Source organism: Actinocorallia aurea (genome assembly GCF_054783995.1).
Genome location: NZ_BAAGPQ010000027.1, coordinates 183,297 through 200,439 on the forward strand (window position 1 = coordinate 183,297; position 17,143 = coordinate 200,439).

At 72.7% G+C, this 17,143-nt stretch carries 15 protein-coding genes and 1 pseudogene; 2 read left to right on the forward strand and 14 right to left on the reverse strand.

The window, feature by feature from the left end; all coding sequences use genetic code 11:
• Nucleotides 1-34: 34 nt before the first annotated feature.
• The 5 genes from ACYVOM_RS30325 to ACYVOM_RS30345 all read right to left on the reverse strand — a co-directional run bounded on the left by ACYVOM_RS30325 (nucleotide 35) and on the right by ACYVOM_RS30345 (nucleotide 5,529).
• Complete coding sequence (locus tag ACYVOM_RS30325; RefSeq protein WP_460306964.1) at nucleotides 35-976, reverse strand: carbohydrate ABC transporter permease; 942 nt, start codon at nucleotides 974-976, stop codon at nucleotides 35-37.
• A complete protein-coding gene (locus tag ACYVOM_RS30330; RefSeq protein WP_460306965.1) occupies nucleotides 973-1,929 on the reverse strand; it encodes a carbohydrate ABC transporter permease in 957 nt (318 codons plus the stop codon). Before ACYVOM_RS30330 ends, ACYVOM_RS30325 begins: the two co-directional genes overlap by 4 nt.
• A gap of 119 nt (nucleotides 1,930-2,048) precedes the next feature.
• On the reverse strand, nucleotides 2,049-3,446 hold the full coding sequence (locus tag ACYVOM_RS30335) for an ABC transporter substrate-binding protein (RefSeq protein WP_460306966.1): 1,398 nt from the start codon (nucleotides 3,444-3,446) through the stop codon (nucleotides 2,049-2,051).
• A 189-nt stretch (nucleotides 3,447-3,635) separates the two neighbouring features.
• Nucleotides 3,636-4,760 carry a LacI family DNA-binding transcriptional regulator gene (locus tag ACYVOM_RS30340; protein WP_460306967.1) on the reverse strand — a complete coding sequence of 375 codons (1,125 nt, stop codon included), beginning with the start codon at nucleotides 4,758-4,760 and terminating at the stop codon, nucleotides 3,636-3,638.
• Between the two features lie 121 nt (nucleotides 4,761-4,881).
• Nucleotides 4,882-5,529 carry a GNAT family N-acetyltransferase gene (locus ACYVOM_RS30345; protein WP_460306968.1) on the reverse strand — a complete coding sequence of 216 codons (648 nt, stop codon included), beginning with the start codon at nucleotides 5,527-5,529 and terminating at the stop codon, nucleotides 4,882-4,884.
• 436 nt (nucleotides 5,530-5,965) lie between these two features.
• Between ACYVOM_RS30345 and ACYVOM_RS30350 the strand changes: the two are divergent.
• Together ACYVOM_RS30350 and ACYVOM_RS30355 are read left to right on the forward strand one after the other, a co-directional pair.
• Nucleotides 5,966-6,043 (forward strand): annotated as a pseudogene (locus tag ACYVOM_RS30350) (SAM-dependent methyltransferase); the annotation flags it as partial.
• Nucleotides 6,044-6,113: 70 nt separating this feature from the next.
• On the forward strand, nucleotides 6,114-6,296 hold the full coding sequence (locus ACYVOM_RS30355; RefSeq protein ID WP_460307103.1) for a hypothetical protein: 183 nt from the start codon (nucleotides 6,114-6,116) through the stop codon (nucleotides 6,294-6,296).
• Between the two features lie 6 nt (nucleotides 6,297-6,302).
• On the opposite strand, the gene ACYVOM_RS30360 is transcribed toward ACYVOM_RS30355, so the two are convergent.
• The 9 genes from ACYVOM_RS30360 to pcaH all read right to left on the reverse strand — a co-directional run bounded on the left by ACYVOM_RS30360 (nucleotide 6,303) and on the right by pcaH (nucleotide 17,109).
• On the reverse strand, nucleotides 6,303-6,983 hold the full coding sequence (locus ACYVOM_RS30360) for a pentapeptide repeat-containing protein (protein ID WP_460306969.1): 681 nt from the start codon (nucleotides 6,981-6,983) through the stop codon (nucleotides 6,303-6,305).
• Between the two features lie 48 nt (nucleotides 6,984-7,031).
• Nucleotides 7,032-8,363, reverse strand: a complete 1,332-nt coding sequence (locus ACYVOM_RS30365) for a jacalin-like lectin (protein ID WP_460306970.1) — start codon at nucleotides 8,361-8,363, stop codon at nucleotides 7,032-7,034.
• A gap of 143 nt (nucleotides 8,364-8,506) precedes the next feature.
• Nucleotides 8,507-10,258 carry a DUF7507 domain-containing protein gene (locus ACYVOM_RS30370; RefSeq protein ID WP_460306971.1) on the reverse strand — a complete coding sequence of 584 codons (1,752 nt, stop codon included), beginning with the start codon at nucleotides 10,256-10,258 and terminating at the stop codon, nucleotides 8,507-8,509.
• A gap of 178 nt (nucleotides 10,259-10,436) precedes the next feature.
• Entirely contained in the window at nucleotides 10,437-11,900 is a 1,464-nt protein-coding gene (locus ACYVOM_RS30375; RefSeq protein WP_460306972.1) for an aldehyde dehydrogenase family protein, read from the reverse strand.
• A gap of 48 nt (nucleotides 11,901-11,948) precedes the next feature.
• Nucleotides 11,949-13,154: a 4-hydroxybenzoate 3-monooxygenase gene (locus ACYVOM_RS30380; RefSeq protein WP_460306973.1), complete on the reverse strand. Its 1,206-nt coding sequence runs from the start codon at nucleotides 13,152-13,154 to the stop codon at nucleotides 11,949-11,951.
• Nucleotides 13,151-14,359: a bifunctional 3-oxoadipate enol-lactonase/4-carboxymuconolactone decarboxylase PcaDC gene (gene pcaDC / locus ACYVOM_RS30385; RefSeq protein WP_460306974.1), complete on the reverse strand. Its 1,209-nt coding sequence runs from the start codon at nucleotides 14,357-14,359 to the stop codon at nucleotides 13,151-13,153. The genes ACYVOM_RS30380 and pcaDC overlap by 4 nt, the downstream gene beginning before the upstream one ends.
• Nucleotides 14,356-15,762 (reverse strand): 3-carboxy-cis,cis-muconate cycloisomerase, encoded by a 1,407-nt coding sequence (pcaB, locus tag ACYVOM_RS30390; RefSeq protein ID WP_460306975.1) that lies wholly within the window; start codon nucleotides 15,760-15,762, stop codon nucleotides 14,356-14,358. Before pcaB ends, pcaDC begins: the two co-directional genes overlap by 4 nt.
• Nucleotides 15,749-16,357, reverse strand: a complete 609-nt coding sequence (pcaG, locus tag ACYVOM_RS30395; protein ID WP_460306976.1) for a protocatechuate 3,4-dioxygenase subunit alpha — start codon at nucleotides 16,355-16,357, stop codon at nucleotides 15,749-15,751. The genes pcaB and pcaG overlap by 14 nt, the downstream gene beginning before the upstream one ends.
• Nucleotides 16,357-17,109 (reverse strand): protocatechuate 3,4-dioxygenase subunit beta, encoded by a 753-nt coding sequence (gene pcaH / locus ACYVOM_RS30400; protein ID WP_460306977.1) that lies wholly within the window; start codon nucleotides 17,107-17,109, stop codon nucleotides 16,357-16,359. The genes pcaG and pcaH overlap by 1 nt, the downstream gene beginning before the upstream one ends.
• Nucleotides 17,110-17,143 lie beyond the last annotated feature (34 nt).

Below are 17,143 nucleotides of genomic sequence, written 5' to 3' on the forward strand. Positions count from 1 at the left end.
TCTGCGAGAGGAGTGGGTTCGCAAGGGCCGGGGCTCAGCCCTTGAGGCTGCCGGCGGTGAGGCCGGCCATGATGTGCCGCTGGAACGCCAGGAACACCACGATCGTCGGGATGCTGGCGATCACGAGCGCCGCCGTCATCGTCGTCTGCGGCATGTTGAACCGCAGCGAGGCGATGCCGACGCTGATCGTCATCCGCTCCGGGTCGGGCAGCACCAGCAGCGGCCACACGAAGTCCCGCCACACGTTGGTGACGGTGAGGATCGACACGACGCCGAGGATCGGCCGGGAGACCGGGAGCACGATCGAGCGCAGGATCCGCAGGGACGACGCCCCGTCGATCTGGGCGGCCTCGATGAGCTCGCGCGGGATCCCGTCGAAGAACCGCTTGAGCAGGAACACGGTGAACCCGTTGGCGACGGTCGGCAGCCAGATCGCCCAGGGGGTGTTGAGCAGGTCGAGTTGGACGAGCGGCAGGTCCTTCACCGTCAGGTAGGCCGGGAGGAGGATCACCGTCGGCGGGATCATCAGGGTGGCGAGCATCGCGAGCAGGACGGCGTTGCCGAAGACCGGGCGCAGCTTCGACAGCGCGTAGGCGGCGGCCACGTCGAACGCCAGCGTGAACGCGAGCGCGCCGAACGCGTACTGGAACGTGTTGAGCAGGAACTTCCCGAGCCCCATCAGCTCCCAGGCCTGCCGGTAGCTGTCGAGCGTCCAGTCCGACGGGAAGTAGGTGGGCGGCAGCCGCAGGAACTCCTCCTGCGTCTTCATCGCGCCCGTCATCATCCAGTACAGCGGGAACAGGAAGACCAGCGTGAACACGACGAGGACGAACGCCAGGACCGTCCAGTAGATCCGGCGGCCCCACAGCGTGTTCAGGTGGTGCGGGGAGACGACCGTGCGGTGCTCGGAGCCGAACGCCTTGCGCGGCTTTCGTGGCCCGCGCTCGGCCTGGGGTCGGGTGGCGGCGAGGCTCATGACCGCTCCTGGGGGTCGTCGCGGGAGAAGCGCAGATAGGCGGCGGAGAACACCAGCAGCACCAGCATCAGCATGACGCCGAGGGCGCTGCCCGCGCCGAAGTCGTCGTAGACGAAGGCGTACTGGTACATCAGGTAGACGACGCTCATGGTCGCGTCCTCCGGGCCGCCCCCGGTGAGGAGGTAGGGCTCGATGAAGACCTGCATCGTCGCGATGATCTGGAGCAGCAGCATGACGAGCAGGATCAGCCGGGTCTGCGGGACCGTCACATGCCAGATGCGGCGGAAGAAGCCCGCCCCGTCCAGTTCGGCCGCCTCGTACAGCTCGCCGGGGACGGTCTGGAGCGCGGCAAGGTAGATGAGCGTGCCCGTGCCGAGGTTCATCCACGTCGAGACCAGGACGAGCGAGACCAGCGCCGTCGAGGACGAGTCGAGCCAGCTCAGGCCGGGCAGCCCGACGAGGCCGAGGACCTGGTTGAACAGGCCGGGGCCCGGGTCGTAGAACCACTTGAACAGCAGCACCGCGACGGCCGGGGGCAGCATCACCGGCAGGTACACCACGAACCTGAGGTAGCCGCGCGCGTGCCGCAGCTCGTTCAGCACGAGCGCGACGACGAACGGCACCACGTACCCGCACAGCAGGGCCAGCAGCGTGTAGACGAGCGTGTTGACCCAGGCGGTCTGGAAGACGGGGTCGGCGAAGACCGTCCGGTAGTTGTCGAGGCCGACCCACTCGGGCGGGTCGACGAAGTTGCTGTGCTGGAGGCTCAGCACGAACCCCCGGACCATCGGGTACCAGGAGAAGAACGCGAAGCAGATCAGCGCCCCGCTGAGGAACCCGTAGGCGGTGAGGTTGCGGCGCACCGCGCGGCCCCACCGGCTGCCCGGTCGGGCCTTGCCGCGCGGGCTGCCGCTCTGCGGACCGGCCCCGCGGGGCCTGGTGGCGACGGCCATCGTCATCCCTTGCGTGCGGCTGGAGGCGCCTTCGCGGCGCCCCCGGCGGATTCGAGGAGGATCACCCGGGGACGGGCCCGGGGCGGCGGTCCCGCGCGCGGGACCGCCGGTCTACCGGGTCACTTCGTGCGGGCGAGGATCGCGTTGACCTTCTTCTCGGCCTCGGCGAGCAGCTCGTCGATGTCGGCGTCCTCCCGGGTGAGCACCGCGGACATCACCGAGTCGAGGACCGCGTACACGGCCTGGGCTTGCGGCGGCTCGGTCTTCGGTGGGATCGTCGCCGAACCCTGCTCGTAGGCGGCGAAGTTGCCCGGCGGGACCGTCGCGAACTGCTGCCGGAGCTCCTTCTCCTTCTTGCCCGAGGCGTTGTCGCCCCACAGGATGTTCTCCGGGATGCCGACGGGCCTGCCGCTCGCCTTGTTGCGCTCGTGGTTGAACTGGCCCTCACCGACGGTCAGCTCGTGGAACGACAGCCAGAGGATCGCGGCCTTGATCTGGTCCGGCGACGCCTTCGGGTTGATCATGTAGCCGTCACCGCCGAGCAGTGACGCCTTGGCCTCCGGCAGGGAGGTGGTGCCGAGGTCGTCGGCCTTGGCGCCGAAGTTGTTGAACGCCTCGGTCACCACGTCGGGCGCGCCGACCATCATGCCGAGCTTGCCGGACCCGAGGAGGCGCATCAGATCCTCCCAGCGGTGGCCCTGCTTGGCGCCCATCGAGTCGTCCGTCCAGCGCATGTCCTTGAGGTTCTGCAGGACGGTGCGGGCCTCGGGGGTGTTGAACGCGGCGCTCTTGCCGTCCGCCGACGCGATGGAGCCGCCCTGTCCGTACAGCAGCGACGTGAAGTGCCAGCCGCCCGTGTTGGCCGCGCTGTACTCGCCGTAGCCGACGGTGCCGTTCCCGAGCGCGGAGATCTTCTTGGCCGCGTCGCGGACCTCCGCCCACGTCTTCGGCGGCGCGTCGGGGTTCAGGCCGGCCTGGGCGAACAGCTTGCGGTTGTAGACCAGGCCCATGGTGTAGGCCTTGCGGGGCAGGCCGTACAGGCGGCCGCTCTCGTCCTTCAGCGTCTGGAGGAACAGGGGGTTGACGTCCTTCACGTTCTGGACGTTCGCCGTGTAGTCGGTGATGTCGGCGGCCTGCTTGTTGGCGATGATGCTCTGCGCGTCGGTGTAGTAGACGTAGTACACGTCCTCCATCTGGCCGCCCGCGAGCTTCGCCTGGAACGTCTCGGGGACGATGCAGGGGAACGCGTCCTTGCTGTCGATCGTGATGTTCGGGTACTTCGCCTGGAAGGCCTGCACGTCGGCGTCCCAGTCCGCCCGGAACTCCTTCGCCGTCTTCGGCGGCTGGCAGCCGACCGAGATCGTCACCTTCGTGTTCGGGTCGAGCGGCTCGGCCGCTTCGGCCGCCGCGCCCGACACCGCCTTGTCGTCCTTCTTGCTGGACTTGACGCCGCAGGCGCTCCCGGACAGGGCGAGGGCCGCGACGGTGAACAGCGCCGCCGCCTGACGTGATCTCATTCGGTTCCTCCTGGGGGGTGGATGCGAGGAACATACAGAGACGGGCATCGCATGGCAAGATCCGTGCATATCACTGCAAATTCGCGACATCAGCTCGCAGGGAATCGATTTTCGCAGGTGAAAAGCAGGAAGGCCGCCGACCGGGAGGCGGTCGGCGGCCTTCCGAGGCGCCGGATCAGGTCGTCACAATCACGTAACGGGCGAACGCGCGGGCGCCCCGTCCGCGGCGGGGCGCGCGGGCGCGGCGGAGCCGGGGGAGATGGGCCGGGCGGGCGCGGCGGAGCCGGCGGGCCGGGCGGGCGCCGTGGAGCCGCGCACGACGAGTTCGGGTTCGTACAGCAGCTCCTCGGCGGGCACGGAGCCGCGCTCGATCTGGCTCACCAGCATCGTCACCGCGGCCCGGCCCATCGCCTCGATCGGCTGGCGCACCGTGGTGAGCGGCGGATGGGTGCAGTTGATGAACGCCGAGTCGTCGAAGCCGACCACAGAGAGGTCCTCCGGCGCCGACAGCCCCGCCCGGCGGACGGCGCGGATCGCGCCGAGCGCGAGCACGTCCGAGGCGCAGATGACGCCCGTGTACCCGTCCTCGATGATCCGGGCCGTCACCGAGTGGCCGCCCTCGATGGAGAACATCGCGTGCCGGACCGCCCCCTCGTCGAAGACCAGGCCGGCGGCGGCGCCCACCGCGCGGAACGCGGCCAGCTTGCGCTGCGACGGGATGTGGTCCTCCGGCCCGAGCAGCAGCGCGACCCGCTCGTGGCCCAGCGAGGTCAGGTGCGTGAACGCCTGCTCGACCGCCACCGCGTCGTCGGTCGACACGCGCGGGAACGCAAGGTCCGGCACCGCCCCGTTGACGAGCACGACGGGCAGGCCGAGCTCCATCAGCCGGAAGTAGTGCTCGTGCGGCGAGTCCAGTTCCGCGTAGTGCCCGCCCGCGAACACCATCCCCGACACGTGCTGGTCGACCAGCATGTCCACATAGTCGGCCTCCGACAGCCCGCCCGCCGTCCGCGTGCACAGCACCGGCGTGAACCCGCGCTGCGCGAGAGCGCCCCCGATCACCTCGGCCAGCGCCGGGAAGATCGGGTTGCCCAGCTCCGGCAGCACCAGCCCGACCAGCCGCGCCCGCTCCCCCCGCAGCTGCGTGGGCCGCTCGTACCCGAGCACGTCCAGCGCCGTCAGCACCGCGGCCCGGGTCGCCTCCGAAACCCCCGGCCGCCCGTTGAGCACCCGGCTCACCGTCGCCTCGCTGACCCCTACCTTCTTCGCGACCTCCGCCAACCGCCGCGTCTTGGCCGACTCTCCCGTTCCCATCCCGCAAACATAGCGCCAAAACCCCGCAATTAACCGACAGGATTCCCCCTCTCCTCCGAAAACCTTGCACCTCCTCCGAAACCCGCCCCACCCTCAGCGTCCCCGCCCCGCCCGAGACCCGTCACCCGGGCCCCGTCCACTCGCCGACGGAGAGCGTGTAGCCGACTTCGCCATTGCCGCTGCCGCCCGCGCCGGTTCCTTCCTCCTTGCGGGCCGCGCTGTTTCCGCTGTCGTGGTCGGCCGCGCCGTCACCGCCGTCACCGCTGACGGTGTCGGTCCCGCCGGTTGCGGCGTGGGGTTCGGGGGTGAAGCCGAGGCGGGCGGCGAGCGCGCGGCTGCGGTGGTTGCCCGCCTCGGTGCTCAGGCGCACCTGACGCAGGCCCAGCTCGGTGAACCCGTAGTCGAGCAGCCCGGCCACCGCCCTGCGCGCCACACCCTTGCCCTCGACCTCCTGGCCGACCCAGTACCCGACCTCGGCCGTGCCCCGCCGCCCCACCCGAAGCGAGGCCCCGCCCACGATCCGCCACCCTTCCCCCTCCCGCACCACGATCGCCACCGGCACCCGCGTGCCCGCCAGCGCCGCGAAGGCGTCCAGCTCCATCCGCTCCCGCACCTTCGCCGCGGTCAACGGCTCCGGCATCGCCCCCGGATCCCACCTCAGCAGCCTCTCCCGATTCCGGACCAGCGCCCGGAAGTACTCCTCCGCCATCCCCGGCCCCCGCACCACGATCCCCACACCGCCCCCGACCTCCCGCACCCGACCGGACACCGCACCGCACCTCCCCGCTCACGCGCTTCCCACCTCACCGCTTTCCCTACTTCACCGCTTTCCCCACTTCACCGCTTTCCCCTCCTCACCGCATTCCCCTCCTCGCGGCTTCTTCTCACCGCTGCTCCGGCCCGGCCCTCGTCCCACTCCTACCCTCCACCCCGCGCCGCGCCTCTCGCCTCCCTCAGCTGAGGGAGATCGGGCGGGGCGGCCGGATCGTGTCAGGAAGGCGGTTCCGACTGCGCGCTTAGCGGGAGGGCGTCAGGCGCGCTAGAAATCTGTCCCACGGGCCCGTGTGCCCTTGCGGGGGAAGGGGCATCGCCGAGATGTTCATTCCGTGCTTCCCGCACTTCGTGTCCCGCACTTCCCGTCCCCCAGGAGGTTCCGTGTCGTCCGTGCAGCGCCCCCTTCCGGCTTCCCCGTTCATCGACACTCGGTGTCGCACTCCGCCCGGATCTGGGACTACTGGCTGGGCGGTACCGAGAACTACCCCGTCGCGGCCCGTTGCGTCTCGTCGCTTCGGGCCCGGAGCGTGCCCGCCCCCGCAAGAGTGCTGCCGAGTACTCCGGCGTTGGAAGGGCCCCATGTCACCGTCTCCCGGCACAGGCGAGCGCTCCGCGGACGGACCGCGGGACGGCGCGGAACGGACCCTGGCCCTCCTGCTGACGACCCACTGGATGCTGGTGACCGGACGCCGCCTGGCGGGACCGCCTCTGCTGCACCACCTGGACCGGGGAGCCCTCGAGGAGTTCTGGTGCGGCGGGTGAGCGCGGTCAGACGGTGATGGTGATGTCCAGGGCGGAGGCGAGGGTGTGGAGGAGGGAGTGGGCGTCTGAGGGGTCGATGGTGGCGCCGGCCAGGGAGGTGACGCCGGAGAGGGCGGTGAGGTCGCAGCGGGTGAAGGTGGCTGAGGTGAGGGTGGCGCCGCTGAACTGGGCGGAGGTGAGGGCGCAGTTCTCGAAGCGGGTGCCGGTGAGGTCGGCGTTCTGGAAGTTCGCCTCGGTGAGGGCGCAGTCGCGGAAGACGACGTTGCGGAAGCGGGAGAAGCGGAAGGAGGCCAGGTCGACGCGGCAGCCTTCGAAGAGGACGTCGCGGAACGAGGCCTCGGTGAAGGCCGCGCCCGTCAGGCGGGACTCCCTGACCTCGGCGTTGGCCACGAGCGTGTCGGCGAAGCGGGCGTTCGCGAGGTCCACGCCGGCGAAGACCACGTCGGTGAACTCGGCGCGGCGGGCCCGCAGGCCGGACAGGGCGGTGCCGTCGAACCTGCAGCGGACGAACTCGGCGGAGCCGACATCGCGGGCGCGCAGGTCATGGGCCCCGAACTCCTGGGACAGGTGCACCCGGTCGGGACCGTCCCCGACCGTCGCGGGGTCGGCCGGGACCAGCGCTCCGGGCAGTTTCGGGGCGGTCGGCTCGCGCACGGCCCGGGCGCCGCGCCTGCTGTTCGTGGACACCCGCCGACCCTACCGAGGGCCGACGGGTGCCTTGGCCGTGCCGGAGGGTCAGCGCGGTGTGTAGACGACGCCGAGCCTGTCGACCGCGGAGCCCGCGCGGCCGTGGAACCCGGCGATGCGCCAGCCCGCGGGAGCGGTACGGGTGACGCAGTCGGACGTCGTCGCGCCGCCCGTAAGGGTCCGGCCCAGCGACGTGGTGAGGGTCAGTGAGAAGACCCGCACGCTGCCGCTGTAGGTCCCCCGGCAGATCGTCGCGGACGTCACGTGCTCGCCCGCGCCGAGCGTCAGCGTCTGCGCCGTGCCGCCGGTGCCGCCATGCGCGAGCGTCGCGCCTCCGGCCAGTGCGACGGACACCTGGTCGAGCCGGGAGCCGCCGCGCACGGAGAAGGCCGTGGGCGCCCCGGTGAAGGCTGCCACGTCAGTGAAGGGCGTGCCTCCGGTGCCGCCGTACGGGTCGCTCTGCTGGACGGCGGGGTTGGTCGTCCAGGAGAGGGTCGTCGCGATGGGGTGGTGGTCGGAGAGCATGAGCCCGGTGCCCGCCTCGCGGAACAGGGCGCTCTCGTTGCGGTAGTCGGTGGCGGTCAGCGACACGGCGGCGTCGCCCCGGTAGAGGATCTTGTCCACGGTCTCGCAGGTGTCCGCGGGCGCGGCGTCGTCGCAGACCAGGGCCGCGGAGCCCTCGGCGGGCGCGGAGCCGCCGCGCTCCAGCTGCACCCACGCGTCGGTGAGCCCGTTGGCGGCGGCGAAGGCCGCGATGCCGTCTCCCGTGCGCGTGTAGCGCGTGTTGGTGTCGCCCATGACGATGACGGCCTTGCCCGCCGAGTACGTCTGGATGTAGGAGGTGACCTGCGCGAGGTTCTTGGCGCGCGCGCTGATGTCGGCGCTCTCCGAGCCCGCGTCCGCGTGCAGGTTGTACACGTCGACGTACACGCCCTCGGCGAGCCGGACGCGCAGGAAGGTGAACCCCTTGGGCGTCAGGCAGTCTCCGGAGCCGAGCGCGCAGTCCGCCCACTTGGTCCGGGACAGCTCGTCGAAGGGGTAGGACGACAGGGTGTTGAGCCCGCTGCCGATGCCGGCGCCGCCCGTCGTCGCCGTCCGGTACGGGTGCCCGTCGGCGGCGTAGAGGGCGGCGTGGTAGTTGAAGTCCTCCTGGACGTTGACGATCTCGTACGGCCCGATCCGCTGTCCGATCGCGGTGTGCGAGGTGGTCCGGTCGGTGGCGGCGCTGGAGAGGATCTCCGGCAGCCCCGCGACGTTGTAGGTGAGGACGTCGAAGACGCCGGCCTGTGCGGAGGCGGCGCCGGGTACCGCGAGTGCGGTGAGACATGACGACAGCAACAGAAGGGCCGCGAGGAACGCGCGGCGCATCGTGTGACCCATGTCTCTTATGTCAGAGGATGTGAAACTCTTTCGCAAGACCTCTCGGACGACCGTCACCGGCCGTTTTGAGAACGTTCTTCGGGCGGCACGGCCGCGGGGCCCGCGCTCGGTCGCGCGGGCCCCGCGGCCGTGCCGCGGCCGGATTACAGCAGCGGCTTCTTCTCGCGGATCACGATCTTCTTGAGCCTGGGCTTCTTGTGGCGCTTCTCGTGCTTCACGTGGTGGTGCGGGCGGCCGTGGTGGCGCGGCTTGCGGTGGTGGCGCTTGAAGCACGGCTTGCCGTCGTGCCAGTGCTTGCCGTGCCAGTTCTTGCCGTGCCAGTTCTTGCCGTGCCAGTGCGTGCCGTGCCAGTGCGTGCCGTGCGACGGACGGCCTTGGTCGCAGAACCCACCGAGGTACCAGGGCATGTCCCGGCAGGGCTCGAACCGCGGCTTGCACGGGCCGTCGTCCTCGCACGACGGGCGCGCGGTGATCCGGACCGTCGCCGTCGACGGGTTCGACCGCACCGGGGTCATGCCGCTGGTCGCGGTCGCGTGCGCGGTGTTGACGACGAGGCCCGCCCGCACGTCCGCCTCGGTGAGCTCGTAGGTGCCGGTGCAGTTCGCGGCCTCACCCGGCTCGAGGACCTCGCTCGGGGCCGGGCAGTCGATGTCGGTGATCAGCGGATCGGTCACGGCGAGGTTGGCGAGATCGGTGTCGCCGGAGTTGGTGAGCGTGAAGGTGTAGTCGACGTCGTCGCCCGCCTCCAGGCGGCCCTTCGGCGGCGTCGCCCGCTTCACGAGGCTGAGCGAGGCGGCCTCCTGCTGGGTCGTGCGGTCCTCCTCGACGACCTTCGGCGTCGCGGGCGCCGCGGGCCTCTCGGGCGCGGCGGGAGCCGCGGGAGCAGCCGGCGGGGTGAGGACGGGCACCTCGGTGGACGTCTGCCCGGTCGCGACGACCACGTTGCGGATGGTCGGGGCCGCGGCGAGCAGGCAGCCGCAGCCGGCGAACCCGATGTTGTACAGGTTCGGCACCGCGGCCGGAAGCTGCGTGGCCAGGGCGTTCTGGAACCCCACGCCGTCGCGCCGGTCGATGTCGACCGACAGCACCGGCACCGGGTCCGAGCTCACCGTGACCCGGACGGTCTGCGCCCCGGTGTCCGCCGGAAGGTAGACGAGCGGGGAGGCGGCCTGCGCCCCCGCCTGAACGGCGGTCTTGCCCTCGGAGAGCGCGTCGAGCCAGCAGTACCCGGTGGAGCCGTCGCCCGGGTCGGCCGCGGCGGCCGGACGGGGCATCAGCACGACGGTCCCGGCGGGGGACTGGCGGGAGCAGCCTGACGCCTGCGCCTGCCAGTCGCCGAGCGCCTTCAGGGTGTCCTGCGGGGCCGCCTGCACGGGAGCGGCGGGAGCCTGGGCGGTGGCCGCAGGCTGGGCGTCCGCGGCCTGCGGCGTGTCCAGCTCCGGCGTGTCCGCCTGGGGCGCGTTCACCTGCGGTGCGTTCGGTGTCGGCTGCGCGTCCGGCGCGGCCGGTGCCTCGGCGGACGCGGAGGCCGCCTTAGGTGCGAGGAACAGCCCGACGCCCTCGTCGGCGCTCCCCGCCTGCGTCGCCGCTCCCGTGCCGGCCCGCTCGAACGTCACCTGCACGCCGTCGTCGGCGCGCACCGTCTGGCCGACGATCACCGCCTCGTCCTCGACCGCCGCCCCCGCGGCGGTCCCGGCCACCCGGGTGCCCGTGCCGGAACCCGACGAGGACGAGCTGGAGCCGCCCGTCACGGGCCGCGATGCGACCAGGCAGTTCGCCAGGTCCTGGACCGGCTCCGTCACCGGGCAGTCGGCCGATCCGCCGCCGTCCGCCTGCGCCGCCGTCGCCGCGGGCGCGGCGACGACGGAACCGGCGAGCGCGGCGGCCAGCGCCACCCCTGCTACTCGACGTCTGTGCACTCTTCTGACCTCCCCGTCGTGGTCTGACGGGGGCACCTCTACCCGGCTGTCGATCAAGGTCACGGGGCGGCGGGTCAAGTCTCCGCCACTCCCGGTGTCGTCTTGGGAGGAGCGGGTAGAAAGGGCCCGGACCGGTGGTCCAGGGCCTATTCGGTCAGAACGGGTAGCGCTCGATCTGCGACTGGACGGTCACCCACTGGACCTCGGTGAAGGTGTCCAGGGTGGCCCGCCCGCCGAACCTGCCGCCCGTGCCCGAGGCCTTGGTGCCGCCGAACGGGGCGACCGCCTCGTCGTCGACGGTCTGGTCGTTGATGTGCACGGCGCCGGACTTGATCCGGTCGGCCAGCTCGTAGGCGGCGTACGGGTTGCCGGTGAGGATGGACACCGACAACCCGAACTCGGAGGAGTTGATGATCTCCAGCGCCTCCTCGACCGTCTCGTAGACCGTCACGGGCGCGACCGGGCCGAAGATCTCCTCGGTGAACGCGCGGGAGTCGCGCGGCACGTCGGTGAGGACCGTCGGGCGGTAGTACAGGTCCTCGTAGGTGCCGCCCGCGGCCAGCGTCGCGCCCTGCGCGACGGACTCGGTGACGATCTCGTGGATCTTGTCGCGCTGTCCGGCGTCGATGATGGGGCCGAGCGCGTTCGCCGGGTCGGTCGGGTCGCCGACGGGGATGTGCTTCGCCTTCTCGGCCAGCAGCTCGGTGTACTTCCCGGCGAGCGAGGAGTGCACGAGGTGGCGTCCTGTGGTCATGCAGATCTGGCCCTGGTGCAGGAACGAGCCCCACGCGCCCGCCGAGGCCGCGGCCTCCACGTCGGCGTCGGGCAGCACGAGCAGCGCGTTGTTGCCGCCCAGCTCCAGGTGGACCTTCTTCAGCAGCGGGGCCGCCGCCGTGGCGATCGCCCGGCCGGCCGGGGTCGAGCCGGTGAAGGAGACGCACGGGACGTCCGGGTGCGCGACCAGCGCCGCGCCCACGTCCGCGCCGCCCGGAAGGACGTGCAGGACGCCCTCGGGCAGGCCCGCCTCGGCGAGCAGTTCGGCCAGCGCCAGGCCGCCCGCGATCGGGGTGCGGGGGTCGGGCTTGAGCACCACCGCGTTGCCGACGGCCAGGGCCGGGGCGACGGAGCGCAGCGCGAGGATCGCGGGGAAGTTGAACGGCGAGATCACGCCGACGACGCCGATCGGCACCCGCCGCGCGACCGACAGCCGCGGCTTGACGCTGCGCAGGATCTCGCCGTAGGGCTCGGACGCGAGGGCGGCGCACTCGGCGAGTTCGGAGACCAGCAGGCCCACCTCGAAGGCGGCCTTGCCCTGCCCGGAGCCCGACTCGGGCACCAGCCAGCGGGCGATGCGCGAAGGGTCGCCCTCCAGCAGCGACGCCGCCTTGCGCAGGATCCCCGCGCGCTTGTCGTAGGTGAGGGCGCCCCACTCGCGCTGCGCCTTCTTGGCGGCGGCGACGGACCGGTCGAGGTCGGCCGCGGTCGCGTTGCCGACGGTGCCGACGAGCGCGCCGTCGGCCGGCGCGGTGACCTCGATGACGCCGCCGGACGCCTCGGTCCACGTGCCGTCGAAGATCTTGCCCTCCCAGACGGGAGCGGCGGGTGCCGGGGTGGTCATGGATGTCTCCTCGTTGAGAGATCGGGTGGGTGGGATCGGGCCGTCCGGTCAGACCAGCTCGTCGAGGCCGGGCATGGGCGGGCCGGTGTAGTTCTCGGCCAGCGAGGTGGCCGCGGCCTCGGACGTCGCGATGTACTCCAGCTGGGAGAGCTGGAGGCGGTGGTCGAACGCGTCGTCGTCGGGGGAGGTGTGCAGCATCGACGTCATCGAGTACGAGAAGTGCTCGGCGCGCCAGATGCGGCGCAGGGCCGTCGCGGAGTAGGCGTCGAGGCCCGAGGCGTCGCCGGAGGAGTGGTGCCGGACCAGCGCGGCGGCCAGCAGGGTGACGTCGGCGGCGGCGAGGTTCAGGCCCTTGGCGCCGGTCGGCGGCACGATGTGCGCGGCGTCGCCCGCCAAGAACAGCCGCCCGTGCCGCATCGGCTCGGTGACGAAGCTGCGCATGGGCGTGATGCCCTTCTCGGTGATCGGGCCGGTCTCCAGCTTCCAGCCGTCGGTCGCGAAGCGGCGGGCGAGCGCGTCCCAGATCCGGTCGTCGGACCACTGCGCGAGGTCGGTGTCGGGCGGCACCTGGAGGTACAGGCGGCTCACCTGCGGGGAGCGCATGCTGTGCAGCGCGAAGCCCTCTGCGCTGTGCGCGTAGATGAGTTCGTCGCAGGAGGGCGGGACGTCGGCGAGGACGCCGAGCCAGGAGAACGGGTAGACGCGCTCGAAGGTGCGCTTGCCCGCCTCGGGCATGACCTTGCGGCCGATGCCGTGGAAGCCGTCGCAGGCCACGACGTGATCGGCGGTGAGGGTGTGCTCCGCGCCCCCGCTCCGGTAGCGGATCTGCGGGGCTTCGCCCTCGATGCCGGAGATGTCGAGTGCCTCGGTCTCGAACGCCAGCGGCGCGCCGGCCTCCAGGCGCAGCGCGATGAGGTCCTTGACGACCTCGGTCTGCGCGTAGACCATCACCGAGCGGCCGGTCAGGGCCGGGAAGTCGATCCGGTGGGCCTGGCCGTCGAAGCGCAGTTCGATGCCGTCGTGGCGCAGGCCGCGGGCGTCCATCCCGGCCGCGGCGCCGGTGGCGCGCAGCACGTCGACGGTGCCCTGCTCCAGGATTCCGGCGCGCTGGCGCCGCTCCACGTAGGCGCGGTCCCGGTTCTCCAGGATGACGGTGTCGACGCCCTTGCGGTGCAGCAGGTGGCCGAGCAGCAGCCCGGCCGGGCCCGCGCCGATGATGGCGACCTGGGTGCGGGCGGGGATGGGGTGGGTCATGATTCTTCCTCGATCTCGTCCAGCACCCGCTGGGCGACGGCGAACGCTGAATTGGCTGCGGGGACGCCGCAGTAGATGGCGGACTGGAGCAGGACCTCCTTGATCTCCTGAGGGCTCAGTCCGTTGGTGACGGCGGCCCGCACGTGCATGGCCAGTTCGTCGTGGTGGCCGCGCGCGATCAGCGCGGTCATCGTGATGGCGCTGCGGGTGCGGCGGTCCAGGCCCGGCCGCGTCCAGATCCCGCCCCACGCGTAGCGGGTGATGAAGTCCTGGAAGTCGGCGGTGAAGGCGGTCTTGCGGGAGTTCGCCCGGTCCACGTGCGCGTCGCCGAGCACGGACCGGCGCACGGCCATGCCCGCGCGGTACCGCTCCTCGGCCCCGCGCTCGTCGACCCAGCCGCTCTGCGCGCCCGCGCCGTTCGTCTCGTCGCCCGCGCCGTCGGCCGCGTCGGCCTGTTCGGCGGCGGTGAGGTGGGCGAGGAGGGCGGCGGCGGAGGCGGCGGGGCGGTCGACGGGGGCCAGGTGGGCGGCGCGGGGGAGTTCGACCAGGGTCGCGCCGACGATGCCGTCGGCGAGTTCGCGGGCGTGCGCGGACGGGGTCGCCGGGTCGGCCTTGCCGCCGAGGATCAGGACCGGGCCCGTGATGCGGCCGAGGTCGGCGCGCACGTCGTAGCCGCCGAGCGCCTCGCAGCAGGCGGCGTAGCCCTCGTCGTCGGCGGCGGCGAGGTCGGCGAGCAGCCGGGCGCCGAGCGCGCCGGGCTCGCCCGCGAACCACTTGGGCGCGGTGCTCTGCGGCATGACGCCCGTGCCGTTCTCCCGGACGATCCCCGCCCGCTCCTTCCACGCGGCGGGCTCGCCGAACCTGGCCGAGGAGCACACCATCGCCAGGGAGGCGATCCGCTGCGGGGCGGTGAGCGCGAGGGTCGCCCCGATCGCGCCGCCGAGGGAGACGCCCGCGTAGTGGAAGCGCGTGAAGCCCGCCCGGTCCGCGGCCTCCAGGACGAGGCCGGCGAGCCCGTCCATGGTGGCGGTGCCGGGGACGGCGGGGGACTCGCCGTGCCCGGGCAGGTCGAACCGCAGCACCCGGTGGGTGCGGGTGAGCTCGCCGAGCACGGCGTCCCACACGTGCAGGGAGCAGCCGAGGGAGGGCCCGAGGACGAGCGGGACGCCCCCTTCGGGGCCGTCGAGCCGGTAGTGGAGCGTCATGAGTCTGCCTCGCGGGTCAGGGCGGCGTCGACGAGCGCGGGCGCCGCGCCGAGATAGGTGGTCGGATCGGGATCGAACGGGGCCTCGGTGCCGGGCGGCAGCAGCGCCGCGACGGCCTCGGCCAGCGGCACGCCGGTCGTGGCGGCGCGCGCGGAGGCCTCCTCCAGCAGGGCGCGGGCGGTGTCGCGGCCGAGCGAGGCGGCGAGCTGCGCCGCGGCGCGCTCGGACACGATCAGCCCATGGGTGAGGCCGAGATCGGCGCGCATCTTGTCCGGGTGCACGACGAGCCCCTCGACGAGGCCGCGCGCGGCCTCCGCCGCGCCGCCCGCGAGCCGCAGCGCCTCGCGCAGCGGCTGCCACTCGGCGTGCCAGGCCCCGGCGGGCCGCTCGTCCTCGGCCGCCAGCGCCCCCAGCAGCACCCCGGCGAGCGCCGGGAGCTGCCGCGCCGCCGCGGCGATCAACGTCGCCCGCACGGGGTTGCTCTTGTGCGGCATGGCCGACGACCCCCCGCCGCTCCCTTCGGCCACCTCCGCGACCTCGGTCCGCGCCAGCACCAGCACGTCGGCGGCGACCTTCCCGAGCGCCCCTCCGGCGAACGCCAGCGCGGACCCGAGGTCCGCCACCGGCGTCCGCAACGTGTGCCACGGGATCAACGGAACCGCCAACCCCGCCTCGGCCGCATAACCCGCGACCAGCCGCACCACGTCCTCCGACCCCCCAAGGCTCGCTCCGGCTTCGGCGGCGTCGTCGCCGGGCTCGCGGGTTCCGGAGGGTGCGGCGGGGGCGAAGGTGGTGAAGGCGGCGAGGGTGCCTGCGGCGCCGCCGAGCTGTGCGGGGAGCGAGCGGGCCGTCGCGAGGAGGCGGGCGTGGGCGTCGAGGACGAGGTGGCGCCAGCCCGCGGCCTTCAGGCCGAACGTCGTGGGGACGGCGTGCTGGGTGAGGGTGCGGCCGGGCATCGGGGTGGCGCGATGCGCGGCGGCCAGGGCGCGCAGGGCCGCCGCCGTCGCGGTGAGATCGGCGAGGACGGGGGCCAGCGCGCGCTGGGCGACGAGCATCAGGGCGGTGTCCATGATGTCCTGGCTTGTCGCGCCGCGGTGGACATAAGGCGAGGCCTCCGGGCCGACCGCCCGCTTCAGGTCCTTGACGAACGGGATGACCGGGTTGCCGCCGGAGCGGGCGCGCAGCGCGAGGTCCCGGGCGTCGAAGGAGTCCGGGGACAGCGCGTCGAGGGCTTCCGCCGCCGAGCGCGGCGCGAGCCCGAGCGCGGCCTGCGCCCGGGTCAGCGCCGCCTCGGCGTCCAGCAGGGCGCGCAGCACCGCGCCGTCGCCGGTGGCCGCCTCCACGGCGGCACCGGCGACGACCGGCGACAGCAGGCCGGAGTCCGCCGGATCAGGCGAAGTCAAGGAAGACCGTCTCCTCTCCCGCCCCGCCCTGGAGCCGGATGTCGAACCGGTACACGCCGGGCCGCTCCCCGACGGCGACGAGGGTCCGCCGCCGCTCCTCGGGCAGCCCACCGAACACCGGGTCGGCGGCCAGCGCAGCGGCGTGCTCCGGCAGGTGGATCCGGGTGAACAGGTGGTGCAGCAGGCCGCGCGCGAACACGCACACCGACAGGTACGGCGCCGCGCCCTCGCGGTGCGCCCCCGGCGCGAGCGTGCGGACGAACCAGCGGCCCGTCGCGTCGGTGGCGATCCGGGCGAACCCGGTGAAGTCCACCCCGTTGCGGCCGAGCACGCCGCCCGTCACCGGATCACGGCGCAGCGAGCCCGGGGCGCCCTCCAGGGAGCCCGTCTCGTCGGCCTGCCAGATCTCGACGAGCGCGTCGGGCACGGGCGCGCCCGCGCCGTCGTAGACGTACCCGTGGACGGTGATCGTGCCCGGGTGGCCCACCGGGGCGAGTTCCTCGCCGCCGGCGAAGGGCAGCGCGTACCCGTAGAACGGGCCGACCGTCTGCGAAGGGGTCGGCTCCAGCGGGGCCGGGGAAGTCGGGGTGCCCATCAGCGTCCCTCCTCGATCCAGGTGGCGGCGGGCCCGTCCAGCACGATGTCCCAGCGGAAGCCGAGCGACCACTCGGGCACCGACAGGTCGTGGTCGTAGGTGGAGATGAGACGGTTGCGCGCCGCCTCTTCCGTCACCGACTGCAGGATCGGGTCGTAGGGGAACAGCGGATCGCCCGGGAAGTACATCTGGGTGACCAGCCGCTGGGTGAAGGCCTGCCCGAACAGCGAGAAGTGGATGTGGGCGGGCCGCCAGGCGTTGGTGTGGTTGCGCCACGGGTAGGGGCCCGGCTTGATCGTCGTGAAGGAGTAGCGGCCTTCGTCGTCGGTCAGGCAGCGGCCGGCGCCCGTGAAGTTCGGGTCCAGCGGGGCCGGGTGGTCGTCGCGCTGGTGGGCGTAGCGGCCCGCGGCGTTGGCCTGCCAGATCTCCACGAGCTGGCCCCGCACGGGGCGGCCGTCGCGGTCGAGGACGCGGCCGGTGACCGTCATCCGCTCGCCCAGCGGCTCGCCGTGGTGCTGACGGGTGAGGTCGGCGTCCAGGTCGGTGATGTCGCTGACGCCGAACGCCGGGCCGGTGAGCTCGACCGCCTCGGGGTCCTTGACGACCACGAGCGGCTTGCCCGGGTGGCGCAGCACGCTGCTGCGGTACGGCGCGTATCCGCGGTCGGGATGGGCGAGTCCGGGACGGGAGCCGCTCAGCGCCGCGATCTCGGCGTTGATCTCCGCCTGGGTGGGCGTTTGCGGAGGAGCCATGTCCGGCCTCCTTTCGATGGGCAGGTGCGTGAGT

Bases quoted from the DNA above. Each gene is read 5' to 3' on its own strand.
- ACYVOM_RS30325 (WP_460306964.1), bottom strand. From the start codon at position 976: ATGAGCCTCGCCGCCACCCGACCCCAGGCCGAGCGCGGGCCACGAAAG.
- ACYVOM_RS30330 (WP_460306965.1), bottom strand. From the start codon at position 1,929: ATGGCCGTCGCCACCAGGCCCCGCGGGGCCGGTCCGCAGAGCGGCAGC.
- ACYVOM_RS30335 (WP_460306966.1), bottom strand. From the start codon at position 3,446: ATGAGATCACGTCAGGCGGCGGCGCTGTTCACCGTCGCGGCCCTCGCC.
- ACYVOM_RS30340 (WP_460306967.1), bottom strand. From the start codon at position 4,760: ATGGGAACGGGAGAGTCGGCCAAGACGCGGCGGTTGGCGGAGGTCGCG.
- ACYVOM_RS30355 (WP_460307103.1), top strand. From the start codon at position 6,114: ATGTCACCGTCTCCCGGCACAGGCGAGCGCTCCGCGGACGGACCGCGG.
- ACYVOM_RS30365 (WP_460306970.1), bottom strand. From the start codon at position 8,363: ATGGGTCACACGATGCGCCGCGCGTTCCTCGCGGCCCTTCTGTTGCTG.
- ACYVOM_RS30375 (WP_460306972.1), bottom strand. From the start codon at position 11,900: ATGACCACCCCGGCACCCGCCGCTCCCGTCTGGGAGGGCAAGATCTTC.
- ACYVOM_RS30380 (WP_460306973.1), bottom strand. From the start codon at position 13,154: ATGACCCACCCCATCCCCGCCCGCACCCAGGTCGCCATCATCGGCGCG.
- pcaDC (WP_460306974.1), bottom strand. From the start codon at position 14,359: ATGACGCTCCACTACCGGCTCGACGGCCCCGAAGGGGGCGTCCCGCTC.
- pcaG (WP_460306976.1), bottom strand. From the start codon at position 16,357: ATGGGCACCCCGACTTCCCCGGCCCCGCTGGAGCCGACCCCTTCGCAG.
- pcaH (WP_460306977.1), bottom strand. From the start codon at position 17,109: ATGGCTCCTCCGCAAACGCCCACCCAGGCGGAGATCAACGCCGAGATC.